The sequence below is a fragment of the Ohtaekwangia kribbensis genome, assembly GCF_042676245.1.
In the GTDB taxonomy this organism is placed as follows: Bacteria; Bacteroidota; Bacteroidia; order Cytophagales; family Cyclobacteriaceae; genus Ohtaekwangia; species Ohtaekwangia kribbensis.
Genome location: NZ_JBHTKA010000003.1, coordinates 151,150 through 172,557, shown reverse-complemented (window position 1 = coordinate 172,557; position 21,408 = coordinate 151,150). Strand labels below are relative to the sequence as shown.

The 21,408-nt window shown below is 44.1% G+C and carries 12 protein-coding genes; 9 read left to right on the top strand and 3 right to left on the bottom strand.

Annotated elements, in window-relative coordinates; all coding sequences use genetic code 11:
- The first annotated feature begins 166 nt into the window (after window positions 1–166).
- The 7 genes from ACFQ21_RS11225 to ACFQ21_RS11195 all read left to right on the top strand — a co-directional run bounded on the left by ACFQ21_RS11225 (window position 167) and on the right by ACFQ21_RS11195 (window position 11,921).
- Window positions 167–1,009, top strand: coding sequence for a prephenate dehydratase (locus ACFQ21_RS11225; RefSeq protein WP_377578979.1), 843 nt, complete (start codon window positions 167–169; stop codon window positions 1,007–1,009).
- A 259-nt stretch (window positions 1,010–1,268) separates the two neighbouring features.
- Window positions 1,269–2,465 (top strand): pyridoxal phosphate-dependent aminotransferase, encoded by a 1,197-nt coding sequence (locus ACFQ21_RS11220; RefSeq protein ID WP_377578977.1) that lies wholly within the window; start codon window positions 1,269–1,271, stop codon window positions 2,463–2,465.
- A gap of 3 nt (window positions 2,466–2,468) precedes the next feature.
- On the top strand, window positions 2,469–3,389 hold the full coding sequence (locus ACFQ21_RS11215) for a prephenate dehydrogenase (RefSeq protein WP_377578975.1): 921 nt from the start codon (window positions 2,469–2,471) through the stop codon (window positions 3,387–3,389).
- A 37-nt stretch (window positions 3,390–3,426) separates the two neighbouring features.
- Window positions 3,427–4,530, top strand: a complete 1,104-nt coding sequence (locus ACFQ21_RS11210) for a chorismate mutase (RefSeq protein WP_377578973.1) — start codon at window positions 3,427–3,429, stop codon at window positions 4,528–4,530.
- A gap of 160 nt (window positions 4,531–4,690) precedes the next feature.
- Window positions 4,691–7,924 (top strand): tetratricopeptide repeat protein, encoded by a 3,234-nt coding sequence (locus ACFQ21_RS11205; RefSeq protein ID WP_377578971.1) that lies wholly within the window; start codon window positions 4,691–4,693, stop codon window positions 7,922–7,924.
- Window positions 7,925–8,001: 77 nt separating this feature from the next.
- On the top strand, window positions 8,002–9,930 hold the full coding sequence (locus ACFQ21_RS11200) for a transglutaminase-like domain-containing protein (RefSeq protein ID WP_377578969.1): 1,929 nt from the start codon (window positions 8,002–8,004) through the stop codon (window positions 9,928–9,930).
- 17 nt (window positions 9,931–9,947) lie between these two features.
- Window positions 9,948–11,921 carry a DUF3857 domain-containing protein gene (locus ACFQ21_RS11195; RefSeq protein WP_377578967.1) on the top strand — a complete coding sequence of 658 codons (1,974 nt, stop codon included), beginning with the start codon at window positions 9,948–9,950 and terminating at the stop codon, window positions 11,919–11,921.
- A 65-nt stretch (window positions 11,922–11,986) separates the two neighbouring features.
- Here the strand turns inward: ACFQ21_RS11195 and ACFQ21_RS11190 are convergent, their stop codons facing one another.
- The gene (locus ACFQ21_RS11190) at window positions 11,987–12,697 is read right to left on the bottom strand and encodes a L,D-transpeptidase family protein (RefSeq protein WP_377578965.1); all 711 of its coding nucleotides are present in this window, start codon (window positions 12,695–12,697) and stop codon (window positions 11,987–11,989) included.
- Window positions 12,698–12,873: 176 nt separating this feature from the next.
- Between ACFQ21_RS11190 and ACFQ21_RS11185 the strand changes: the two genes are divergently transcribed.
- The gene (locus tag ACFQ21_RS11185; RefSeq protein ID WP_377578963.1) at window positions 12,874–13,689 is read left to right on the top strand and encodes a sensor histidine kinase; all 816 of its coding nucleotides are present in this window, start codon (window positions 12,874–12,876) and stop codon (window positions 13,687–13,689) included.
- On the opposite strand, the gene ACFQ21_RS11180 is transcribed toward ACFQ21_RS11185, so the two are convergent.
- Both ACFQ21_RS11180 and ACFQ21_RS11175 read right to left on the bottom strand, forming a co-directional pair.
- Complete coding sequence (locus ACFQ21_RS11180) at window positions 13,681–14,313, bottom strand: response regulator (RefSeq protein WP_377578961.1); 633 nt, start codon at window positions 14,311–14,313, stop codon at window positions 13,681–13,683. The genes ACFQ21_RS11185 and ACFQ21_RS11180 overlap by 9 nt on opposite strands.
- Before the next feature lie 213 nt (window positions 14,314–14,526).
- Window positions 14,527–15,648: a mechanosensitive ion channel family protein gene (locus ACFQ21_RS11175; RefSeq protein ID WP_377578959.1), complete on the bottom strand. Its 1,122-nt coding sequence runs from the start codon at window positions 15,646–15,648 to the stop codon at window positions 14,527–14,529.
- A gap of 150 nt (window positions 15,649–15,798) precedes the next feature.
- On the opposite strand from ACFQ21_RS11175, the gene ACFQ21_RS11170 reads away from it, so the two are divergent.
- Window positions 15,799–21,390, top strand: coding sequence for an alpha-2-macroglobulin family protein (locus ACFQ21_RS11170; RefSeq protein WP_377578957.1), 5,592 nt, complete (start codon window positions 15,799–15,801; stop codon window positions 21,388–21,390).
- Window positions 21,391–21,408: the final 18 nt, after the last annotated feature.

Genomic DNA, 21,408 nt, shown 5'->3' with positions numbered 1-21,408 from the left:
ACAAGAGATACAAATGAACGCAAATACCTTCTTTTACTTTTACTACTATTTTTTTAGACCCAAGACGGGACTCTAAGAGTGGTGTGTTGTTAAGAAGGATAACAGATAAACTCAGAAAAGTCCCGGCAAAACCGGGACTTTTTTGCTTATAGAGACTTTTGGAAAAATGGCGAAGAAGAAAAAATTAAAGATTGCAATTCAGGGTATCGCTACCAGCTTTCACGAAGTGGCTGCTCTTACCTATTTCAACGAACCGATTGAAACAGTAGAGTGTCTTTCGTTTCATCAGCTCTGCGAAAGCTTAAAGAATGGCGCCAGCGATTACGCTGTTATGGCAATAGAAAATTCGATTGCCGGAAGTATCTTACCTAACTACTTTCTGCTACAGGATTATCACTTTAATATAATAGGTGAATTATACCTTCCGATTCACATGAATCTGCTGGTGTTACCCGGAACAAAAATTACCGATATAAAAACCATCGAGTCGCACCCGATGGCTATACGCCAGTGCTCGGAATTTTTACATTCTCTCAATGGTGTAGAGATTCGCGAAAGCGATGACACAGCGCTCTCTGCCAAACGGGTAAAAGAACTTAAACTCAAAAACACAGCGGCTATAGCAAATGAGTTTGCTGCGAAGAAATATGGTTTAACCATTCTCGAAAAACGAATTGAGACGCACAAGAAAAACTTTACACGCTTCCTCGTATTGGCGAAACGCAGCAACGGTAAAATTGAAAGTAATAAAGCTTCGTTGTGTTTTGAAGTAGCCAACGAAGTAGGAAGTCTGGCAGATGCACTGATGACTTTCAAGACCAACAGCATCAACTTAACAAAGATCCAATCTATACCGATCATCGGCAGACCAAGCGAATACTCCATACACATCGATGTAGAATGGAAAAGACGCAAGAACTACGACACTGCTATGCAGGAGATTATACGGCAAGTGAAGAATCTCAATGTGCTGGGAGAGTATAAGAAGGCGAAGATTGAGTATAGATAAAGTCGGGAAGAGCGAAAGACGGGAAGTCGGAAAGACGAATGCAGAACCGGAGTGAAATATATAGAATAATTAAAATATAGGTATAGGTAGTAAGGAAATTAGAAGATGAACGAACCGGGAAGGTCTAAATGGTAACAAACCTTGAAACAACTTTCCGACTTCCGGACTCTTTAACTTTCGGACCTCTTAGAAAAAGATAGAAGCATCAAGCCGTACGTACTACAAAAACAACTTTCTGTCTTCACAAAGAATAAGGAACATGATAAAAACAGCTAACAGAATCGCCAACGTTGAAGAATATTACTTCAGTAGAAAACTTGCTGAGGTGAGAGGATTGGATACACCAGAGTTGCGTGTTATCAACCTCGGTATAGGTAGTCCGGATCAGGCGCCATCGTCTAATACTATAGATGCATTGATCGCGTCTGCGAAAAATCCGGCTAACCACGGCTACCAGAACTATAAAGGTATACCGGCATTCAGAAAAGCGATCGCTGATTTTTACAAGACTACTTATAATACTTCAATCGATCCGGAGACCATGATTCTTCCGCTGATGGGATCGAAAGAAGGTATCATGCACATCGCCATGGCATTTGTAAATGAAGGTGAAGAAGTATTGATACCAAATCCCGGCTATCCTACGTATTCATCAGTAGCAAATTTAGTGGGCGCTAAACTTCGTCCGTACGATCTGCGCGAAGACCTCAACTGGGGCATTGATATAGCAGCTCTGAAGAAAAGCGATCTCTCGAAAGTAAAGATCATGTGGGTAAATTTCCCGCACATGCCAACGGGTAGAGTAGCAACACGTGCTGAATTAAAGGAGCTCGTAGATCTGGCGCGTGAACACCAGTTCCTCATTGTAAATGATAACCCTTATAGTTTAGTGCTCAATGAAAATCCCATGAGTATACTTTCGATAGAAGGTGCTGATGAAGTGGCGTTGGAACTGAACTCCCTGAGTAAATCGCACAACATGGCAGGCTGGCGCCTTGGTTGGGTAGCTGGTAAAAAAGAATTTATCGATGCTGTGCTCAAGGTAAAAAGCAACATGGATTCAGGGATGTTTCTCGGCTTGCAGCATGCCGCTACGGAAGCATTGAATAATGGCAAAGAATGGTTTACATCATTGAATAAAGTATATGCTGAACGTAAAGAAGTTGCCAGGCAAATACTCGATGTACTCGGATGCACGTACTCAAACGATCAGTCAGGATTGTTTGTGTGGGCAAAGGCTCCTGCGCATATAGCAGATGTTGAGAAGTGGATTGACGAAATCCTGTATGGAACAAAAGTATTCATCACACCGGGCTTCATCTTTGGTGAAGGCGGCAGAAGATATATACGTATATCACTTTGCTGCACGGTTGAATCTCTGAACCAGGCGCTGAACCGGATCAATGAATTTTTGAAAAAGTCGCCAGCAGAAAAACTGTCTGCGGCAAAAGCATAGTATATGAAAGTTACAGTTATAGGTTTGGGATTGATCGGAGGCTCCATCGCGATAGACTTGCGCAAGGCAGGTGTTGCTACGGAGTTAACCGGTGTTGACCTGAATGCTGAACACGGCCAGAAAGCAGTAGCCCTGGGGTTGGTTGACAAAGTGGAGACGGAGGATAAAGCACTGCAAAACGCTGATATCGTTATCCTCGCTATACCGGTTAACGCCATGTGCCAGTTGTTGCCTTCGTTACTGGATGCCGTTAAATCTACAGCCGTAGTGATCGATACCGGGTCAACCAAGAATCTCATTTGTCGCTCGGTAGCCAATCATCCGAAACGTGAGCAACTGGTAGCGGCACACCCGATCGCGGGTACTGAGAACTCCGGACCGGAAGCTGCCTTCAGCGGGTTGTTCCGTAACAAGACCAACATCATCTGCGAAAAAGAAAGATCATCCGATCATTCATTGGAAGTTGCCATGCGTGTATTCAATGCGTTGGGTCTGCGTACCATCTTTATGGAACCGGAAGAGCACGATAAACACGTGGCGTATGTATCGCACTTGTCGCACGTGAGTTCGTTCCTGCTCGGACAAACTGTATTGGACATTGAGAAGGATGAGAAAAATATATTCGCCCTGGCAGGCAGCGGTTTTGCATCGACTGTTCGTCTCGCGAAGAGCTCTCCTGAAATGTGGGCACCCATCTTTGAACAGAACCTTGAATATCTCAGTCAGGCATTGCTGGAGTATATCATGCACCTGCAGCGGTTCCACTACTACCTGATGAAGCGCGACATAAAAGAACTCAATCGCATTATGTCGAGCGCCAACGAAATACGCAGGGTACTCGATGGTATAGAGCTGAAAACAAAAAGTCAGCAAAGCGAAACACATATCATCGAGCCTAACAACAACGGATCAACTAAAAATTAATATATACTATAAATAGTCTAACACTGCTCAAAATATTATGAAACACTCTTTGAAACTCGAATCAATCTCTTCATGGTTACCAACCGCCAGCAAGCCTGTTATTATCAGCGGCCCTTGCAGTGCAGAAACCGAAGAGCAAACAGTAGCAACAGCAAAACAATTAGCAGCTACCGGTAAGGTGCATGCATTGCGCGCAGGTATCTGGAAACCACGTACAAGACCTGGTCAGTACGAAGGTTCCGGTGAAGAAGGATTGAAGTGGCTGGCACAAGCCAAGAAAGAAACAGGCTTACCAATCACTACCGAGGTAGCAAACGCAGCACACGTAGAAGCAGCATTGAAAGCAGGTGTAGATATACTTTGGATCGGTGCCCGCACAACGGTAAACCCGTTCTCGGTACAAGAGGTTGCAGACTCTTTGAAAGGTGTAGATATACCGGTAATGGTAAAGAACCCGATCAACCCGGATCTTGAACTTTGGATCGGTGCCCTTGAGCGTCTTAACAAAGCAGGTATTACCAAGATGGCAGCCATACACCGCGGATTCTCTTCATTCGAAAAAGGTCCGTTCCGTAACGCTCCGATGTGGGACATGGGCATTGAACTGAAAACCCGTATTCCTGAATTGGACATCATCTGTGATCCTAGTCACATCGCAGGTAACCGCGAACTCATTGCATTGATCTCTCAAAAAGCACTTGACCTTGATATGGCTGGTTTAATGATCGAAAGTCATATTAACCCGGATGCTGCATGGAGCGATGCGAAACAACAAGTGACACCTTCTGTGCTGGGTAAAATTGTGGAAGGCCTGGTGGTGCGTACCGTTTCTTCTGACAACAAAACATTCAAAGATACCCTGAGTGTATTGCGTGAACAGATCGACCATTTAGATGATGAGATCATGTCGAAGCTTGCGTCTCGCATGAAGATCTCCGAGAAAATAGGACAGTATAAAAAGGACAACAACGTTACGATCCTGCAGGTAAACCGCTGGGAAGAGATCATTCAAACCCGCATTACACTTGGTAAGGCAATGGGACTGAGTGAACAATTTACAAGCGAACTGTTGAAATTGATCCACAATGAATCGATCCAGATTCAGACAAAAGTGATGAACAAAGTAGAAGAGCGCGTTTAGTTACGCGATTAAACACCTATAGATTGAAGCGGGTTGCGTATGCGGCCCGCTTCTTTTTTTAACAGGATTCAATTGCTTTTGCAAGAAAATATTACACCCGGCCGGAGTCATCGTATCTCTTTTATTATTTTGAGTAATAAATCTACCGTAAGATACCTCTATGATCCGCTACCTGTTGCTGGCAATAAGCGTTGCGCTTACCCTTGCCGTTAATGCTCAGAAAATTCCGCTTATTAATTCCGGTGAAGTAATCGAACGAGCTACTGCCTTGTACGACTCCGGTAAATATGACGATGCGATTGCTAAATTCCTGACTGTCCCAAAGCGTGATACAAACTATGTATATATGCTTTCGGAACTTGCGCTGGCGTATACGGCAAACAAACAATACGAGAAAGCAATCGCAGTGTGTGAAGAAGCACTGGCGAAGCCTTCACTCTATAAAGCACACTTGCTGAAATCGCAGGCTATCGCTACCGATAAGAAAGGCGACTTTGATAAATCGGTAGTGCTGTTCAACAAAGCGATTGAACAATACCCGTTCGATGTCTCATTCGTCTATAACCTGGGTATAACCTATTACAATCATAAAGATTACGATAAAGCCATCGACTGCTTTTTTAAAGTGCTTAACGTAAATCCGTTTCATGCCGGAAGTCACCTGAACCTGGGCCGTATAGCGGTAGGACAAGGCCGTAAAACACATGCTATGTTTTCATTTGGTATGTACCTCGGTGTAAGCAACACCGATAACTCGGTGCTGGTATATGCCGATAAATTCTTGTCGAACCAGATACAGGATGAAAGTACGTTACCGGCTATAGGTACCAACGGCTGTGAAAAGCTGGACCAGATCATTCGCGCCAAAGTTGCTATGGAAGAAAAATTCAAAACCAAGACAGGTGTTTCTGCTCCTGTAGTAAAACAATATGAAATGTTCTTCGAGCAGCTTGGTATCATCAATACATCAACCGATGATCGTTGGGTAAATTACTATCTGCCGATCTATAAAGCCATTAAAGAAAGTAGTATGATGGAGCCATTCCTCTTTCATATACTCGCTTCGGCCGACAATGATGTGGTAAAGAAGTGGCGCAAGAAAAATGAAAAATCACTAAACAGTTTCTACACAGTTGCCAATGTGGAGATGAAGAAGAAGCGCGAAATGCTGAATGCTCCACAGGCTGGCTTTGATAAGCCTATACCTGCGTGGTATGACGACAGCAACCGATTAGATGCACTGGGCGTAGAGCAAGGTGAAAAACGCATGGGCCACTGGGTATATTTCCATAATAACTCAGAGCGCTCTGCCGAAGGACACTATAATAACAATGGCGACAAGATCGGTGTCTGGAAATATTACCTGAACACCGGTGCTCTGAAGAGTCTGGAAAATTATGATAACGGAGAAGTAACGCTCTATTACCCGGATGGTACCAAACGTCAGCACTTCTTTTTAAAGAGTGGAGAGATTGATGGAATCGTAGAGCTATACAATCGCTGTGGAGGTCTGCGTGAGAAACTGGTATATAAAGCCGGCAAACGCAACGGAAAAGGACAGTCGTTTTACCCGAATGGAAAAACGGATATGTCGTATGAGTATATAGATGACAAAGGTACCGGTGAGTTTCTGGGATATTATGAAAGTGGTCAGCTCTTCAATAAAACCATCTATAAAAACGATCTGCGCGAAGGCCCGTATGTAGAATACCACGCGAACGGCAAGGTGAAAATCAAAGGCAACTATATCAATAATAAATCAGAAGGCGAATGGAATTACTACTATAGCAACGGTAAGCCGGAAAAGACCGGGCACTTCAAGGCGGGTAATTCTGTTGATGAATGGACGTTCTATAATACACATGGTGTAGTTATTGAAAAGAGAAAGCTTAATGCCGCCAGCGAATTTCACGGTGATGATATATTCTACGCTGATGGAAAAGCATCGGCAGTGAAAACGTATAAGAACGATGTACTCGTGAAAGTGGTATACTATAATCCAGAGGGCAAAGAAATCGGTAAGTCGGAGAACAACAACGGCACATTTACCACAAAAAGTTATTATACCCATGGACAGTTAAGTGCTGAAGGTGCCTATAAAAAAGGACTCCCGGAGGGTACGTGGAAATATTATCAGCCGGAAGGACGCAAGTTCAGTGAGTATACGTATGTGAATGGGCTCGTGCAGGGAGAAGCTGTAGAGTACTTTCGCAACGGTCAGAAGAAATATATATTCAAGTACGTTGACGATCGTCTTCATGGTTATTTTCAGGAGTTTTATCCCAATGGTAAAATTAAAGAAGAAGGATGGATGCAGGATGGCGAGCGCCAACAGCAATGGCTGGCCTACTATCCGGATGGTGTCGTTGAATCCGATGCCTTCTACCTGAACGGAGAATTGACCGGTGAGTATACGGAGTATAATACCGATGGAAAGATTGGCGCTGTAACGGTATATGATAACGGCTACATCGAAAACCTCACAAACTACAATGCCAAAGGTGAAGCAATATCGCGCAAGCGCAAGGAAGATACGAAACAGGTATATGAAACGTTTTTTGCCTCCAAGAAGCCTGAGTCAAAGTTCGAGATACAATGCGGTAACTATACTGGTGCGGCTACGCGCTGGTTCCCGGATGGAAGCCTGTTCTATACCTACGGCATGCTTGGCGGAAAAAGACATGGTATGTATAAATATCATGAACTCAATGGACAGTTAAGTCATGAAGTGTTATACCTGAACGGACAGCGTGAAGGTATATGGAAATCGTATTACAGCAACGGCCAGCTGGATTACCAGGGCAAGTACGTGCAAGGCAATAGTGACAGCACCTGGACATTTTACTACATGCACGGCAAGGTTTCATCTACAATAGAATATGCAAAAGACGAACGCCATGGTATAGCACGCTATAATTCAGCTGAAGGTTCACCTGTACTGGAGAAACTGTACAGCGAAGGCGACCTTATCGCGTACCGTGCAGCTGATGCTGCCGGAGCATTTGGGGCGTGGATTCCGTTTACGGCAACCACAACCGAGATAAAGGCGACATTCCCGAACGGCACAACTGCGATTGAAGAACACTATAAGGATGGCGCACTGGATGGTGCCAAGCGTATATACTTTGCCAACGGTAAACTATACAGTGAGTATAACTATAAATATGGTGATTACGAAGGCGCTTATGCGATATACTACCCGAGCGGAAAGATCCGTGAGAAAGGCGAGTATAAAGATGATGAGTTCCATGGCGTTGTGGAAGAGTATAACGAGGACGGCTCACTGTTGAAATTGGAAACTTTTCAGAGAGGCATTCGCAACGGTAAGGCTGTTGTAAACAAGAAAGGAGCGAAGTCTCAAACCATTAATTTCTGGTGGGGTATACCGGAATAGTATACGGCTACGTTCATATTCACACGCACACATCGGTTGGCCGGGCAAGGTGCCCGCTATGTTAATCATTGAAGTATATGAAAAAAATAATCCTCGCGTGCATCCTGGTAACGGGGTGCATCCTGGTAAGCCGGGCACAATCAACGGATCTGTGGCAGCAGTTCAAGGAGCGCTTCCCGGATGAACCGGCAGTATTTATAGAGCGCTCGGAAGTATTAAATATCACGCAGGACGGAGATTCGCTGCGTGCATTTCTCGATGTAAGCGAAGATGTACTTCATCTGAAAGAACAAACCGATATGTTGTCGGGTAAACGTGTATATGGATCGCACTTCAACCAGGTGGCGAACATCAAAGCGAAAACACTGGTGTGGGACAAGAACCGCTATAAAGAAATGGTGGTGTCCAATTTCAAAAAGAACAGCGATCGCAGTGCTGGTATATTTTACGATGATTCATATTACTATTCATTTGATTTTCCTTCGATCGCTTCACGCAACCGTACGCAGCTGGAGTATCGTGAAAATATGAAAGACGTTCGGTTCATTCATGGCTATGTATTCAGTTCGTACCTCCCGCAGGGAAAAACCACCTATACGATTAAGACAACGAAAGATGTTGACCTGGCATATCAAGTGTTAAATGACGATAAGAAGCAGATACAATTCCGTAAAACAGAAAAAGGAAACTCCGTTACCTACGAGTGGACAGCGCAGTACCTGCCGGCACTCAAGTCGGAAGATAAAAGTCCTTCCCTGCGTTACTATGCTCCGCATGTTATCTGCTATGTAAAGTCTTACAAAACGAAAAAGGGCAACGTAAAGGTATTGTCTAACCTGGACGATCTCTATCGCTGGTATTACACCTTTATCGAGAAACTCAATAAAGAAAATTCACCGGAGCTTGTAGCCATAGCCGAGAAGATCAAAGCTGAAAGTAAATCAGAGCTTGAAACGGTTAAGAAAGTTTATTACTGGGTGCAGAACAATATACAGTATATAGCTTTTGAACAAGGCATGCGCGGTCTTATACCGCACAGTGGTTCGTATGTATGTGAGAAACGTTACGGTGATTGCAAAGATATGGCCAACCTGATCGTGAACATGCTGCAGCTAACCGGTATAAAAGCATATCATACCTGGATCGGTACACGCGATATACCCTATCGCTATACCGAGGTGCCTACTCCGTTGGTGGACAATCACATGATTGCAACCTATATTTCCAAAGATGGTCAATATTATTTCCTCGATGGTACCAGCGATCATACCGCGTTCGGGTATCCTTCATCGATGATACAAGGTAAAGAAGCACTTATTGGTATAGATGCCAATCGTTACGAAATAAAAGAAGTGCCTGTTATTGCGAAGGAAAAAAATGTGATGACCGACTCGATGACCATTCGTATAGATGGCACGCAATTGATAGGCAGTGGTACAAGCACCTTGTCTGGTTTCCCAAAAGTGTTTGGCGGTTACGAACTCGATCGTTCCGAGAAAGACGATGTGAAGCGTTACGTCACCAAACTCGTGGGCAAGGGCAGCAACAAGTTCTACCTGGATAAATATACGTTGGCTTCGCTGGATGATCATGACAAACCAACGCGCATTCAGTATGATTTCCGGTTGAGCGATTACTTCCAGAAGCTGGGCGATGAATTATACATCAACCTCAATCTGAATAAAGATTACTATAACGATGTGATCAACATAACATCACGTACGTCTCCGCGCGAATCGGAGTATAAGTATATAAAATATGAAGTGATCGAAATGGCAATTCCCGAAGGATACACCGTAGAGTATTTGCCGCCCGATGCCAGGATCAATGGTCCGCTGATAGGCTGCGATATAACCTACCAATCAAAAGCCGGAAAGATAACCGCTTCGAAGAAATTTTACCTTGACTATATATTGTTGCAACCCGATCAGTTTGCTGCGTGGAATGAAGCAGTGAAGCAGATCAGTGAAACATATAAAGAGTCCATCATCCTCAAGAAAAAATAACGGAAGAAAATAAATCTATGAATAAGAAGTTTTGGGCGATCGTTTGCCTCGTGGTTTTTGCAAGCGCTGCATTTGCAGCCGATATAAAACCGTATGAGTGGGAAAAGAACCGCAGCCGCTATACGCTTGCTGCCGGTGACAAAGACCTGACCGAACTGATTCTGAAACAGCACGCACAATACGAGTACGTGTTGGAAGACAATCAGTTCCTGATGTATTCTACTATCCACCGCATTGTTCTGGTAAACAACGATGAGGCTATACAAAAACATAACCGCATTGTTATCTCCATGAACAATACCATTGAACTGATCGAACTGAAAGCGCGTGCTATCAACAAAGATGGAAAAGCGATTTACTTCGATAAGTCCAATCTCAAGGAATTGAAAGAAGAAGAAAGCGGAAACGCTTACCGCATCTTTGCCATTGAAGGTATAGAGATGGGCAGCGAGATTGAATATTACTTTACGCGTAAAATGCGCGCCAGTGTATTCGACAGAGTATATATGCAGTATGATGTGCCGGTAAAGGCAAGCTCGTTCTTACTCACCTGCCCGGGACATTTGAAATTTGATTTCAAGGCATACCAGGGATTTCCCGAGGTAAAGCAGGAAGAGAACGGCAACAAAGAACTGAATCAATATACGGCTGCGATGAAAGATGTACCGGCCATGAAAGAGGAGGCTTTTTCCTACTTTGACGCAAATCGTAAGCGTATAGAATTTAAATTGGCTTACAACACAGCGCGTTCGCAGGCCCGTTTATATACCTGGGATGAAGCCGCTAAAACATTCTACTCGGTTCTATATACCACATCGAAAGATGATGACAAAGCACTGGAGAAATTTGCCAAGACATTAGGTGACGATCCATCAAAACCGGCTGTGACACGCATTCGTAACATTGAGCAGAAAATTAAATCGAGTGTAAAAGTAAATACCGAGCGCAGTGACGAATCATTGTCTCAGGTTACAGCAATCATTAAAAGTAAACTTGCTTCACGCGAGGGAATGACCAAGCTGCTCATCAAAACATTCGAGAAGGCCGGCATAAAATGTTACCCGGTAATAACCTGCAGTCGTGAGCAGTTAAAGTTTGATGGAACTTTCGATTCATGGTCGTACCTCGATGAATATTTACTTTACTTTCCGGACACAAAAGGCTTCATTGCTCCGTATGTTTTTGAAACGCGATACCCGCTGGTGCCCGCAGAATTTACCGCTACCAAAGGATTATTTATAGAGCCGTTTGCTGTAGGTGAAATGAAATCAGCACTGGCTTCCGTTGAAGAAATTCCGGCCCTGGATTATCAGCTCAGCAGTGATAACCTGGATATGCAGGTGAGCTTTGCAGACGATCTGTCAACAGTAAATATCAAGCAGAAGAGAATATTCGGTGGGTATAATGCTATATACTTCGGTCCGTATTATGATTTGATGACGGAAGAGCAGCGCACCCGCATGATTGAAGAACTTACCAAGCAGACTGCTCCAGATGCTGCTATAAAGAAATGGACTGCGAAAGCATTGGAAGAGAAGACTGATAATTTCGAGATCAATGTAGATTTCAATTCATCGCACTTCCTGGAGAAAGCCGGACCGCGCATTTTATTCAAGGCAGGTGAGTTGATCGGACCGCAGGTTGAAATGTACCGCGATGATAAGCGCGTAAATGAAGTGGAGAATGAATTTAACCGCGGCTACGATCGCATCATCAGAATTCAAATCCCTTCCGGATATACTATAAAAAATCCGCAAGACCTGAAGATCGACATTACCTATAAGGATAAAGACAAGACACCGTTCCTCTTCCAGTCAGACTATGCCATAAAAGATAACATACTCGAGATCTCCATTAAGGAATATTACAAAGAGATTTTTGCTCCGCTGGCCCGTTATGAAGATTTCAGAAAAGTGATCAACGCATCCGCAGATTTTAATAAAGTTACGCTCGTGTTGGAAAAAGGATCGCAAGTGCTGGACAAGAAGTAAAAAATAATTGTCGATAAGACACAAGCCTTGCATTGAAGATAGACATCGATGCAAGGCTTGTGCTTTTAATAGGAGTACCGTCCACGGGCGTTTACTTTTACCGTGTTTACCTGTTTTGTTTTTTCAAAGTCAAGGTAAACAGACTGAAGATTGCTCCAGAAATCAACCAGCGAAGGTGCGTGGCTATAGTCTGTCTTAAGCTGGTTAAAGTTAGCATCATCCAGTTTTGTCGGGAAAATATGAACCGGTATAGCGAGCTGTCCGTTGTTACGCGCTTCAATGGCCAGTATATATAGCTCTTTAATCTTGTCGTCTGTTATGGGTATACATCCAATCGTAAGGCAGTCGCCATGTATATAAATAGCACCGCCTGGCCGCTGGCGGTCACTTAAAATCTTGTCAGACGCATTGGGATAATTTATACCAAGCGACAAATGAAAATTACTGGCAGGGTTAAAATGGTTTACCTGGTAAACGCCTTCCGGAATTTGCTTGTCGCCTTCCTTGCGTTTCGGTCCAAGTACACCCGATGTCGAGCAGAAGTCGTACGTAGTGAGCAGCGCATACTCCTGTTTATTCTTTTCGCGGATCCATACTTCGAGTTTCTTTTCTTTTTTAAAAGCCTGAATAAAAAGATGAAAACCGTTCGCCTTGAAATGTTTTTGGGTAAAGTATTGTTTTATGGTGGCTTCCTTTTCGTTGTAAGCGTTTTTTACCCGTTCAAAATTTTGTTGTTGTTGCTTAAATGAAGCAGTTTGAAAAAAAATTGAGGCCATAATGAAAAGGGCGTTCATGACTTCTGAAAGTTTGAATAAACGTTTAAATTACAAAGGTTTTAGAAGTGAATTGGCCGTTTGGGAGAGATTAATAGCTGGCGCCATATAAACCGTAAAAGCATAGAGGTACTTCTTTACTAACTAACCGAAATCAAACGACAAATCAAGTTAGCAATATGATTGCAATTTACATTTTAGTGGCGTTAGCCAGTTCAGGTGTAACCGCTTTGGTTTTTTATTGGCTTGAGAAAAGAAAAGAAATGAGGCGGGCTGTGCAGGTTAATGACTCTACTGTGGAGCATATACCCTGGTCGCGGGTGAATGAATTTATTGAACACGATCGCCAGCGTATATCCAGTGACTTGCACGATGACTTGGGAACGGTATTGAGTCTGATACATCTTGACCTCGATCTTGTGATGCGTGAAGCTGATGCTCTACCCCCGCACATCGAAGCCAAGCTTATTGTTGTGAAGCGCAATCTTAACCGCACCATCGAAAGTATCCGCAATATCATCTGGAATCTTTCTCCGGATTTTATAGAAGGCATGAGTCTGAATTTTGCCATTCGTGAACTCTGCCACAAACTCGATGCGCTGAAAGGAACACACATGCACTTTGTGCAAAGCGGCAACCCGGTGCCGATCAATCAACGACAAAAACTAAACTTGTTCAGAATGGTGCAGGAGTTATTTTCCAATGCCATCAAGCATTCAAACGCCTGGAATATTTCGGTACATCTGCATTGGGAAGATGAGTTGCTCACTATTACCGTAGAAGACGATGGTTCTGACTATAGACGTAAAGAGAACGAAGAAAAATCTTCCGGCATGGGCACCATCAATCTTGCGAAACGTGCTAAAAGTATAGGGGCTACATTTCGCAGAGAGCCTATATCTCCGAGAGGCTTACGCGTTATTATAGAATTCAATCCGCGTCAAAAAGACAGTGCCGATAAATTTCCGGTTATGCCGCTTACGGCATCAGCCTAGTACACCATTTTTATAGGCGTACGAGATCAGCTCCGCTACATTACTGGTTTGTGTTTTCCGCAGCATGTCTTCACGATAGCTGTTGATCGTATTTTCTTTCAGCGATAATCGTTCGGCAATTTCTTTGCTGGATTTACCAAGCTTCAGGTACATCAGTATATCTGCTTCGCGTTTGCTGAAGCGTACAGATGGAGCGTTGGTGGCTTTCTCATCTTTCAGTAAAGATGGATGGATCATGGTGGTAATATACTGCTTGCCGCTCAGCACCGTATCAATTGCTTTCTTGATTTCCTGCGAGCCACTGTTCTTCAACAGAAAACCATGTACGCCTGCCTGCACCAGGTGCGTGATCATAGCTTCGCCATTGTATTGCGTGAGTATAATAATGTGAGTAGAAGGATGATCGAGCATAACCTGCTTGGCTACTTCCATGCCGTTCATGCCGGGCATACCAATGTCCAGCAGCAGAAGATCAAAAACATGATTGCTCATCAGATCAAAAGCTTCAGGACCACTGCTGGCCTGCTTTACTTTCGCGGTCGGGTACAGTTTATTCAACACCAACGTAAGTCCTTCACGAAATAGTGCCTGATCGTCAACAGTAAGGATGGATAACGGTTTCATGAAATTATTTTTCGAAAAAGTTTTCCTCCAATATTACCTCAAAAATAAGGTAAATCGCCACCGGATTTTTAAGGTTAAACTATAATTTTTTTCAAACTACAAATTGCAGCCTGTGTTCAAGGCAATACAGAGGGGTATATTTCAGATGATATCCGGCAGTTTAAAGCAATAGGTTCATCAATAACGAACGAACAAACTTATAGTGCGCTGGGTTCAGCTTTGCAATGTGGTTTCTTTTTCCCGATTCTGCATGTGATTGTTGACATGTGTATCAGTATCAGGCTCCGGAGGAGACGGGGCCGTGGAGACATGCAGTGTGTTTACAAAGTAAATTTCATCTTTCTGCAACGCTTCGTATAGCTGTATATTAATATTCTGTTGAATGTCCATGTACTTGTTATAGTCGGGATCAAGCACAAAGTAAACCACCTCAAACCGCAGGCTCCAGTCACCGAACGATGCAAAATGCGCACGGTCGAATCGTACCGGTTGCTGTTGCTCGATGATGGAGCGAACCATACCTGGAATGGTCTTGATCTTTTCAATCGTAGTTTTATAATCAATATTGAAAGTAAACACAACCCTGCGATTAACCTGCCGCTTGAAGTTGTGAATGCGTGAGTTTGTAAGATTCGCGTTACCGATCACGATCTGCTCTCCGGAAAGACTCCGCAGTCGCGTAGTCTTCAACCCGATATACTCGATCGAGCCGAGTTTATCATCCACCACAATAAAATCACCAACCTCAAAAGGTCTGTCGAAGAAGATAACGAAATAGTTGAACAAGTCGCCCAGTATATTTTGAGCCGCGAGTGCTACAGCAATACCGCCTATACCCAGACCGGTAATAATGGTAGTAACGTTATAGCCCAGGTTATCAATCAGAAAGACAATGCCCAACACCCATACAACAATGTTGACGAGTAACATAACACCCGCCAGTTGTTTTACCTTTTCTTCACCATTCTCCTGTTGCCTGATATAGCTTTGAAGAATCAGCAGAATGGTTGATGAAAGAAGTCTCAATACGAAGAAAGTAATTACCACGGCAGTAGCAATTCGAAGCACCTGCTCCGTTTTAACAGAAAGCTGCAGGTAGTTAAGCCCCGCATAAATAATGAAATAGTATAGAGCAGGCACCCCGAACCGATCGATACTGTCAATAATGAAATTATCGCCCCTGTTGGAGGTACGATCCGAAAACTTTTTAAGCTGTCGTAAAAGCGTTTGTTTAAAAAGCTTTACAGCTGCCAGACCAAAAAAGATAATGGCGGCGGCAATGAGGTAATCCTGCACGGTATTGTGAAAATATTCCTGCTTCAAAAACTCATTCATAACACAAAGGCATTGGTGCTGAAAAAGAATAAGTATGTATGTCGTAAAAATGAATGCCAACACGTTGTTTTAGTAAAAGTAAAAAGTGCACTTCCGCTTACCATTTCCAAAAAAATCTCAATCTTTAGGCTTCTAACCTGATCTTTACACATGAACAGTTTACCCTGGAAAAAAATCGCCATCGGCACGGTGGCCGTTATCATTGCTATTGCCGGTATATTCTATTTTAGAGCCAGTAAGGGAACCAAGCCAAGCCCCAGCTTCATCAACCCCGCCTTCGGTGAATATATATCATCCTATACGGCAGGGGTGTTGCCTTCCGGTACAACGGTGCGAATCATATTGGCGAAAGAGGCTGTAGACTCTGCCATGATCGGTCAGGAAAGCTCCGTAAAACTATTTTCGTTCAGCCCTTCTATCAGTGGAAAAACCGTATGGCTCGACAGACGTACTGTGGAGTTTACTCCGGAAGCGCGTCTTACATCGGGGCAGGTATATGAAGTTAGCTTTGCGCTGTCCAAATTGATGGAAGTACCTTCCGATCTCAGCACATTTGAATATACATTTCAGGTTATACCTCAAAATTTTGAAGTATCGGTTGATAACATCAAGCCGTATATAAAAACAGAATTGAAGAGACAGAAGATTGAAGGTACACTCTTCACGGCCGACTATGCCGAGAATGCTTCGGTAGAAAAAATGGTATCGCCCGAGCAGGAAGGTAAAAATCTGAATGTTACCTGGACACACAATCCGGATGGCAAGCAACATTCCTTTGTGGTAGAAGATGTAGCGCGTAAAGATCAGGCGAGTAAAGTAAAGCTTAGCGTGAATGGTAATCCCATCGGTATAGATAGAACGGAAGATGAAGAAGTTGAGATTCCTTCCCTGAGTGATTTTAAATTGATGACTGCTAAAGTGGTGCAGAATCCAAATCAATATGTAGTGCTTCAATTCTCCGATCCGTTAAAAGAAAAACAAACACTCGAAGGCCTCATCACCATTGCCGATCTCGCCAGTCTTGAATTTGAAATTCATGATAATGAAATATGGGTATATCCACCGGTACGTCAGTCAGGTTCGAAGACGGTTCGTATTGAAGCCGGTATTCGAAATATACTCGACTATAAAATGAAAGCAGCTACTACCGCTGAGGTTGTATTTGAGCAAGTGGCACCAGCGGTGCGCTTTACCGGCAAAGGTTCTATCCTGCCAAGCACCGATGGCCTCGTGTTACCGTTCGAAGCGGTTAGTCTGAATGCTGTAGATGTTACCATCGTAAAAATATTTGAGAACAACATTCTGCAATTCTTCCAGGTAAATAATCTGGATGGAAACCGTGAGTTGCGCAGAGTAGGAAAGAGGTTGTTGACCAAAACGATTCAACTGGACAATACCGGTGTAACCGATCTTGGTAAATGGAACCGTTTTACACTCGATCTTTCCAAACTCATAAGTGCAGAACCCGGTGCTATATACCAGGTAAAGATGAGTTTCAAAAAATCATACTCAACCTATAACTGCGATGGTGAAGAAGAGAGTGGCGAAGAAAGCTCCGGACAGTTTGATGAGTATGATGAAGAGTACGGCTATGAATACGAAGGTGGTTATTACGATTCGTACGATGAATACTATTACGCGGATGATTACGATTGGGAGCAACGCGATAATCCATGTCACTCATCATATTATACGAACAATCGCGCCATTCAACGCAACGTCCTCGCTTCTGACTTGGGGTTGACTGCGAAGGGCGGTGATGATGGCAACCTGTTAATATTCGTAAACGACCTGAAGACAACGCAACCCCTATCCGGTGTGCAACTGGAAGTATATGATTTCCAGCAGCAGCTTATCGGCTCTGTTACGACAGACTCAGAAGGTAAAGCTGGCATCACTTCCAAAGAACAGCCTTTTGCAATTGTAGCGAAGAGCGGCTTGCAACGCGGCTACCTGAAAGTAACGAATGGCGATGCACTTTCAGTAAGTAACTTTGATGTATCTGGTGAGGTGGTGCAACGTGGTATAAAAGGATTTTTATATGGCGACCGCGGTGTGTGGCGCCCGGGCGATTCGTTATACTTAACCTTTATCCTGGAAGATAAAAATAAACTGTTGCCTCCATCACATCCCGTTGTATTTGAAATGTCTAATCCGCAAGGTCAGGTCGTAAATCGGTTGGTGCGCTCATCTTCTGAAAATGGTTTCTACAAGTTTGCTACTGCTACCAGTGCAGATGCTCCTACCGGTAATTGGACAGGGCGCGTAAAAGTCGGTGGTACGGAGTTCTCACAGACACTGAAGATTGAAACCGTAAAACCGAACCGGTTAAAAATAAATCTTGATTTTGGTACAGAGCGTTTCACATCAACCAATGTAACAGGTAAGCTGGATGTAAAGTGGCTGCACGGTGCACCGGGAAGAAACCTGAAAGCAGAATTTGATATGCTGCTGCAGAAAGTTCCGACCGAGTTTGCAAAATACCCGGAGTATATATTTGAAGATCCGGCCAGAACATTCTATAGCGAAGCAACTCCTGTATTTGAAGGACTGACGGATGACGAAGGTAAAGCAACGGTAAACATAAGCCTGGAGTCCAGCTACGCAGCCCCCGGATTCCTGAATGCAGTATTCCGTGGAAAAGTGTTTGAAGAGAGTGGTAACTTCAGTATCGATCGTTTCAGTATACCATATTCTCCGTACGAAAGCTATGTTGGTATGAAAACTCCGGAAGGAGAGAAATATAGCGGTATACTATATTTTGATACACCGCATAAGATTGATTTCGTAACGCTTGATCCCTTGGGTAACCCGGTGTCGCGCAACAATGTTGAGATCAACGTGTATAAACTTGACTGGCGCTGGTGGTGGGACAACTCCGAAGAAAGCCTCGCTAATTATGTAGAGGGTTCATATTCTAAACTCATCAAGAGCGGTAAAGTAAATACCGTTAACGGTAAAGGCTCGTGGACCTTTGAAATGAAAATGGGTCAGCAGGAATATGGCCGTTACTTTGTTCGTGCATGCGATCCGGTATCAGGGCATTGCACCGGACAAATTATATATATAGATGAACCGGGCTGGTATAGCCGCAGTCGCGGAGATGATTCGCGCGGAGGTGCTACCATGCTGTCGTTCGCTACAGATAAATCTTCTTATAACATTGGTGAGAAAGTAAATCTGACCATTCCCGGTGGAGCGCAGGGTGGTCGTGCCCTGGTAAGTATTGAGAATGGAAGTAAAGTATTGCAGACATACTGGGTTGAGACACAACAGGGCGAAACTAAATTCAGCTTTGATGTAACAAGCCAGATGGCGCCCAATGTATATGTGCATGTTGCGTTGCTGCAGCCGCATTCACAAACTATAAATGATTTGCCGATACGCTTGTATGGTGTGGCTTCCATTCGCGTAGAAGATCCAAACACACATCTGGAACCGGTTATTACCATGCCGGAGGTACTGGAGCCTGGTCAGGAAGTAACGATCAAAGTCTCTGAGAAGAACAAGCGTAAGATGACATATACCATTGCCGTTGTGGACGAAGGCTTACTGGACATTACACGCTTTAAGACACCGGATGCATGGAGCCGTTTCTATGCACGCGAAGCATTGGGCGTACATACGTGGGATGTATTCGATGATGTGATGGGAGCTTTCGGTGCACGCATTGAACGACTGCTTGCTGTAGGTGGTGATGCCGAAGGTGCGGCCAAAGAAGATGATGCGCGTGCAAATCGGTTCAAACCTGTTGTGAAATTCTTTGGTCCGTTTACACTCGATGGAAGTTCAGACGAACACAAGTTTACCATGCCACAATATATAGGCTCCGTAAGAACGATGGTGGTAGCTGGTTACGAAGGTGCTTATGGTAAAGCCGAAAAGGCAACACCAGTACGTAAACCGCTGATGGTACTCGCTACATTACCACGCGTGTTAGGACCTGAAGAGACATTGAAATTGCCAATAACATTGTTTACGCAGGAGAAAGGTATACGCAACGTAAAGATTGATGTAAAAGCGACAGGACCTATAACAGTAGCGGGTGGTACAAGCAAATCGGTAGCGATGCCAGCGAGTGGTGACCTTACCGTTGATTTTGATATAGCAGTAAAATCAGAAGCAGGTATAGCGAAGGTTGAAGTGACTGCCAGCTCGGGTAAATTCAGCGCTACCGATGTAATCGAGATCGAAGTGCGCAATCCGAATTTACCGGTAACAAAAATAACGGAGTCGCTACTGGACGCAGGGAAGTCGTGGACAGCCGAAGCTGTACCGTATGGTATAGCCGGAACGAATACAGCTGTGCTGGAGATATCGAATATGCCTCCGATCAACCTCGGTTCGCGCTTGCGTTACCTGATTCAATATCCGCACGGATGTATCGAGCAGACTACATCATCTGTATTGCCGCAGCTATACCTGAGCCAGGTAAAAGTGCTTACCGAGATTGAGCAGAAAAATGTTCAGCGTAATGTTACTGCCGGTATAGAACGACTCAAGTCGTTTATACAACGTGATGGTGGCTTTGGTTATTGGCCGGGGGCTGAAGTCTCCGATCCATGGGGAACAACGTATGCCGGTCACTTCCTCATTGAAGCAGAGGCAAAAGGTTACTATGTACCTGCCGATATGCTCAAACGCTGGAAGAAGTATCAAAAGAATAAAGCATTGGAATGGAGACGCAACGATACATACTATAACAGCGACCTGATGCAGGCGTATCGTTTATATACATTGGCACTTGCCGGTGCACCGGAAATGGGAGCGATGAACCGCCTGCGCGAGCAATCCAATCTTACCTCGACAGCCGTTTGGATGTTGGCTGCATCGTACGCAAAAGCCGGTCAGCCGGAAGCTGCGAAGAAGTTGATTACAAATCTCTCTACAAAAATTAAACCGTATAGAGAGTTGAGCTATAGCTATGGATCAGACGTCCGTGACAAAGCGTTGATACTGGAGACACTCGTATTGCTGAATGATAAAACAAAAGCATTTGAGTTGCTGAAAGATATATCCAAATACCTGAGCGATTATGGTTACTGGATGAGCACGCAGGAAACTGCATTCTGTTTGAAAGCCGTAGGTTCATTTGCAGGTTTGGATAAACGTGGTGAATTGAAGTTCTCCTATACTTTGAATGGCAAGACTGTAAATGCCAGTACAGAGTTGCCGATAGCACAGGTACAGATACCGATCAAAGGACTGAAGAAAGAAAGTATACAGATCGTGAATGAAAGCGGTGGTATGCTGTTCACACGTCTGATACAGGAAGGCACACCGGCCCGTGGACAGGAAGAAGACGCACAAAGCAATCTCTCTATAAATGTTCACTATACCGATGCCGATGGAAATGAAATTGATCCTACGCGACTTGAACAAGGAGCCGAGTTCCTGGCAGAAGTTTCTGTAACACACACCGGTACACGTGCGTCATACGAGAACCTTGCGTTGAGTCAGGTGTTTCCGTCAGGATGGGAAATAAATAACCTTCGCTTGCAGGGGGATGAAGAGTTTGTGAAATCATCGCCATTCGATTACCAGGATATCCGTGATGACCGGGTATATACATACTTCACCCTATATACCAACGAGCGCAGAACATTCCGCGTCATGCTCACAGCAAGCTATGCCGGTACATACTACCTGCCAGCCATAAGCTGCGAAGCCATGTACGACAAGAGCATCTATGCCCGCAAAAAAGGCCAGGTAGTAGAAGTCATAAAAGCCACAGCGCAGTAAAAAAATCAAGCCCGCAGA

Coding starts and splice junctions, on each gene's coding strand:
- ACFQ21_RS11180 (WP_377578961.1), bottom strand. CDS start 14,313: ATGAAACCGTTATCCATCCTTACTGTTGACGATCAGGCACTATTTCGT.
- ACFQ21_RS11205 (WP_377578971.1), top strand. CDS start 4,691: ATGATCCGCTACCTGTTGCTGGCAATAAGCGTTGCGCTTACCCTTGCC.
- ACFQ21_RS11210 (WP_377578973.1), top strand. CDS start 3,427: ATGAAACACTCTTTGAAACTCGAATCAATCTCTTCATGGTTACCAACC.
- ACFQ21_RS11190 (WP_377578965.1), bottom strand. CDS start 12,697: ATGGCCTCAATTTTTTTTCAAACTGCTTCATTTAAGCAACAACAACAA.
- ACFQ21_RS11175 (WP_377578959.1), bottom strand. CDS start 15,648: ATGAATGAGTTTTTGAAGCAGGAATATTTTCACAATACCGTGCAGGAT.
- ACFQ21_RS11200 (WP_377578969.1), top strand. CDS start 8,002: ATGAAAAAAATAATCCTCGCGTGCATCCTGGTAACGGGGTGCATCCTG.
- ACFQ21_RS11215 (WP_377578975.1), top strand. CDS start 2,469: ATGAAAGTTACAGTTATAGGTTTGGGATTGATCGGAGGCTCCATCGCG.
- ACFQ21_RS11170 (WP_377578957.1), top strand. CDS start 15,799: ATGAACAGTTTACCCTGGAAAAAAATCGCCATCGGCACGGTGGCCGTT.
- ACFQ21_RS11195 (WP_377578967.1), top strand. CDS start 9,948: ATGAATAAGAAGTTTTGGGCGATCGTTTGCCTCGTGGTTTTTGCAAGC.
- ACFQ21_RS11225 (WP_377578979.1), top strand. CDS start 167: ATGGCGAAGAAGAAAAAATTAAAGATTGCAATTCAGGGTATCGCTACC.
- ACFQ21_RS11220 (WP_377578977.1), top strand. CDS start 1,269: ATGATAAAAACAGCTAACAGAATCGCCAACGTTGAAGAATATTACTTC.
- ACFQ21_RS11185 (WP_377578963.1), top strand. CDS start 12,874: ATGATTGCAATTTACATTTTAGTGGCGTTAGCCAGTTCAGGTGTAACC.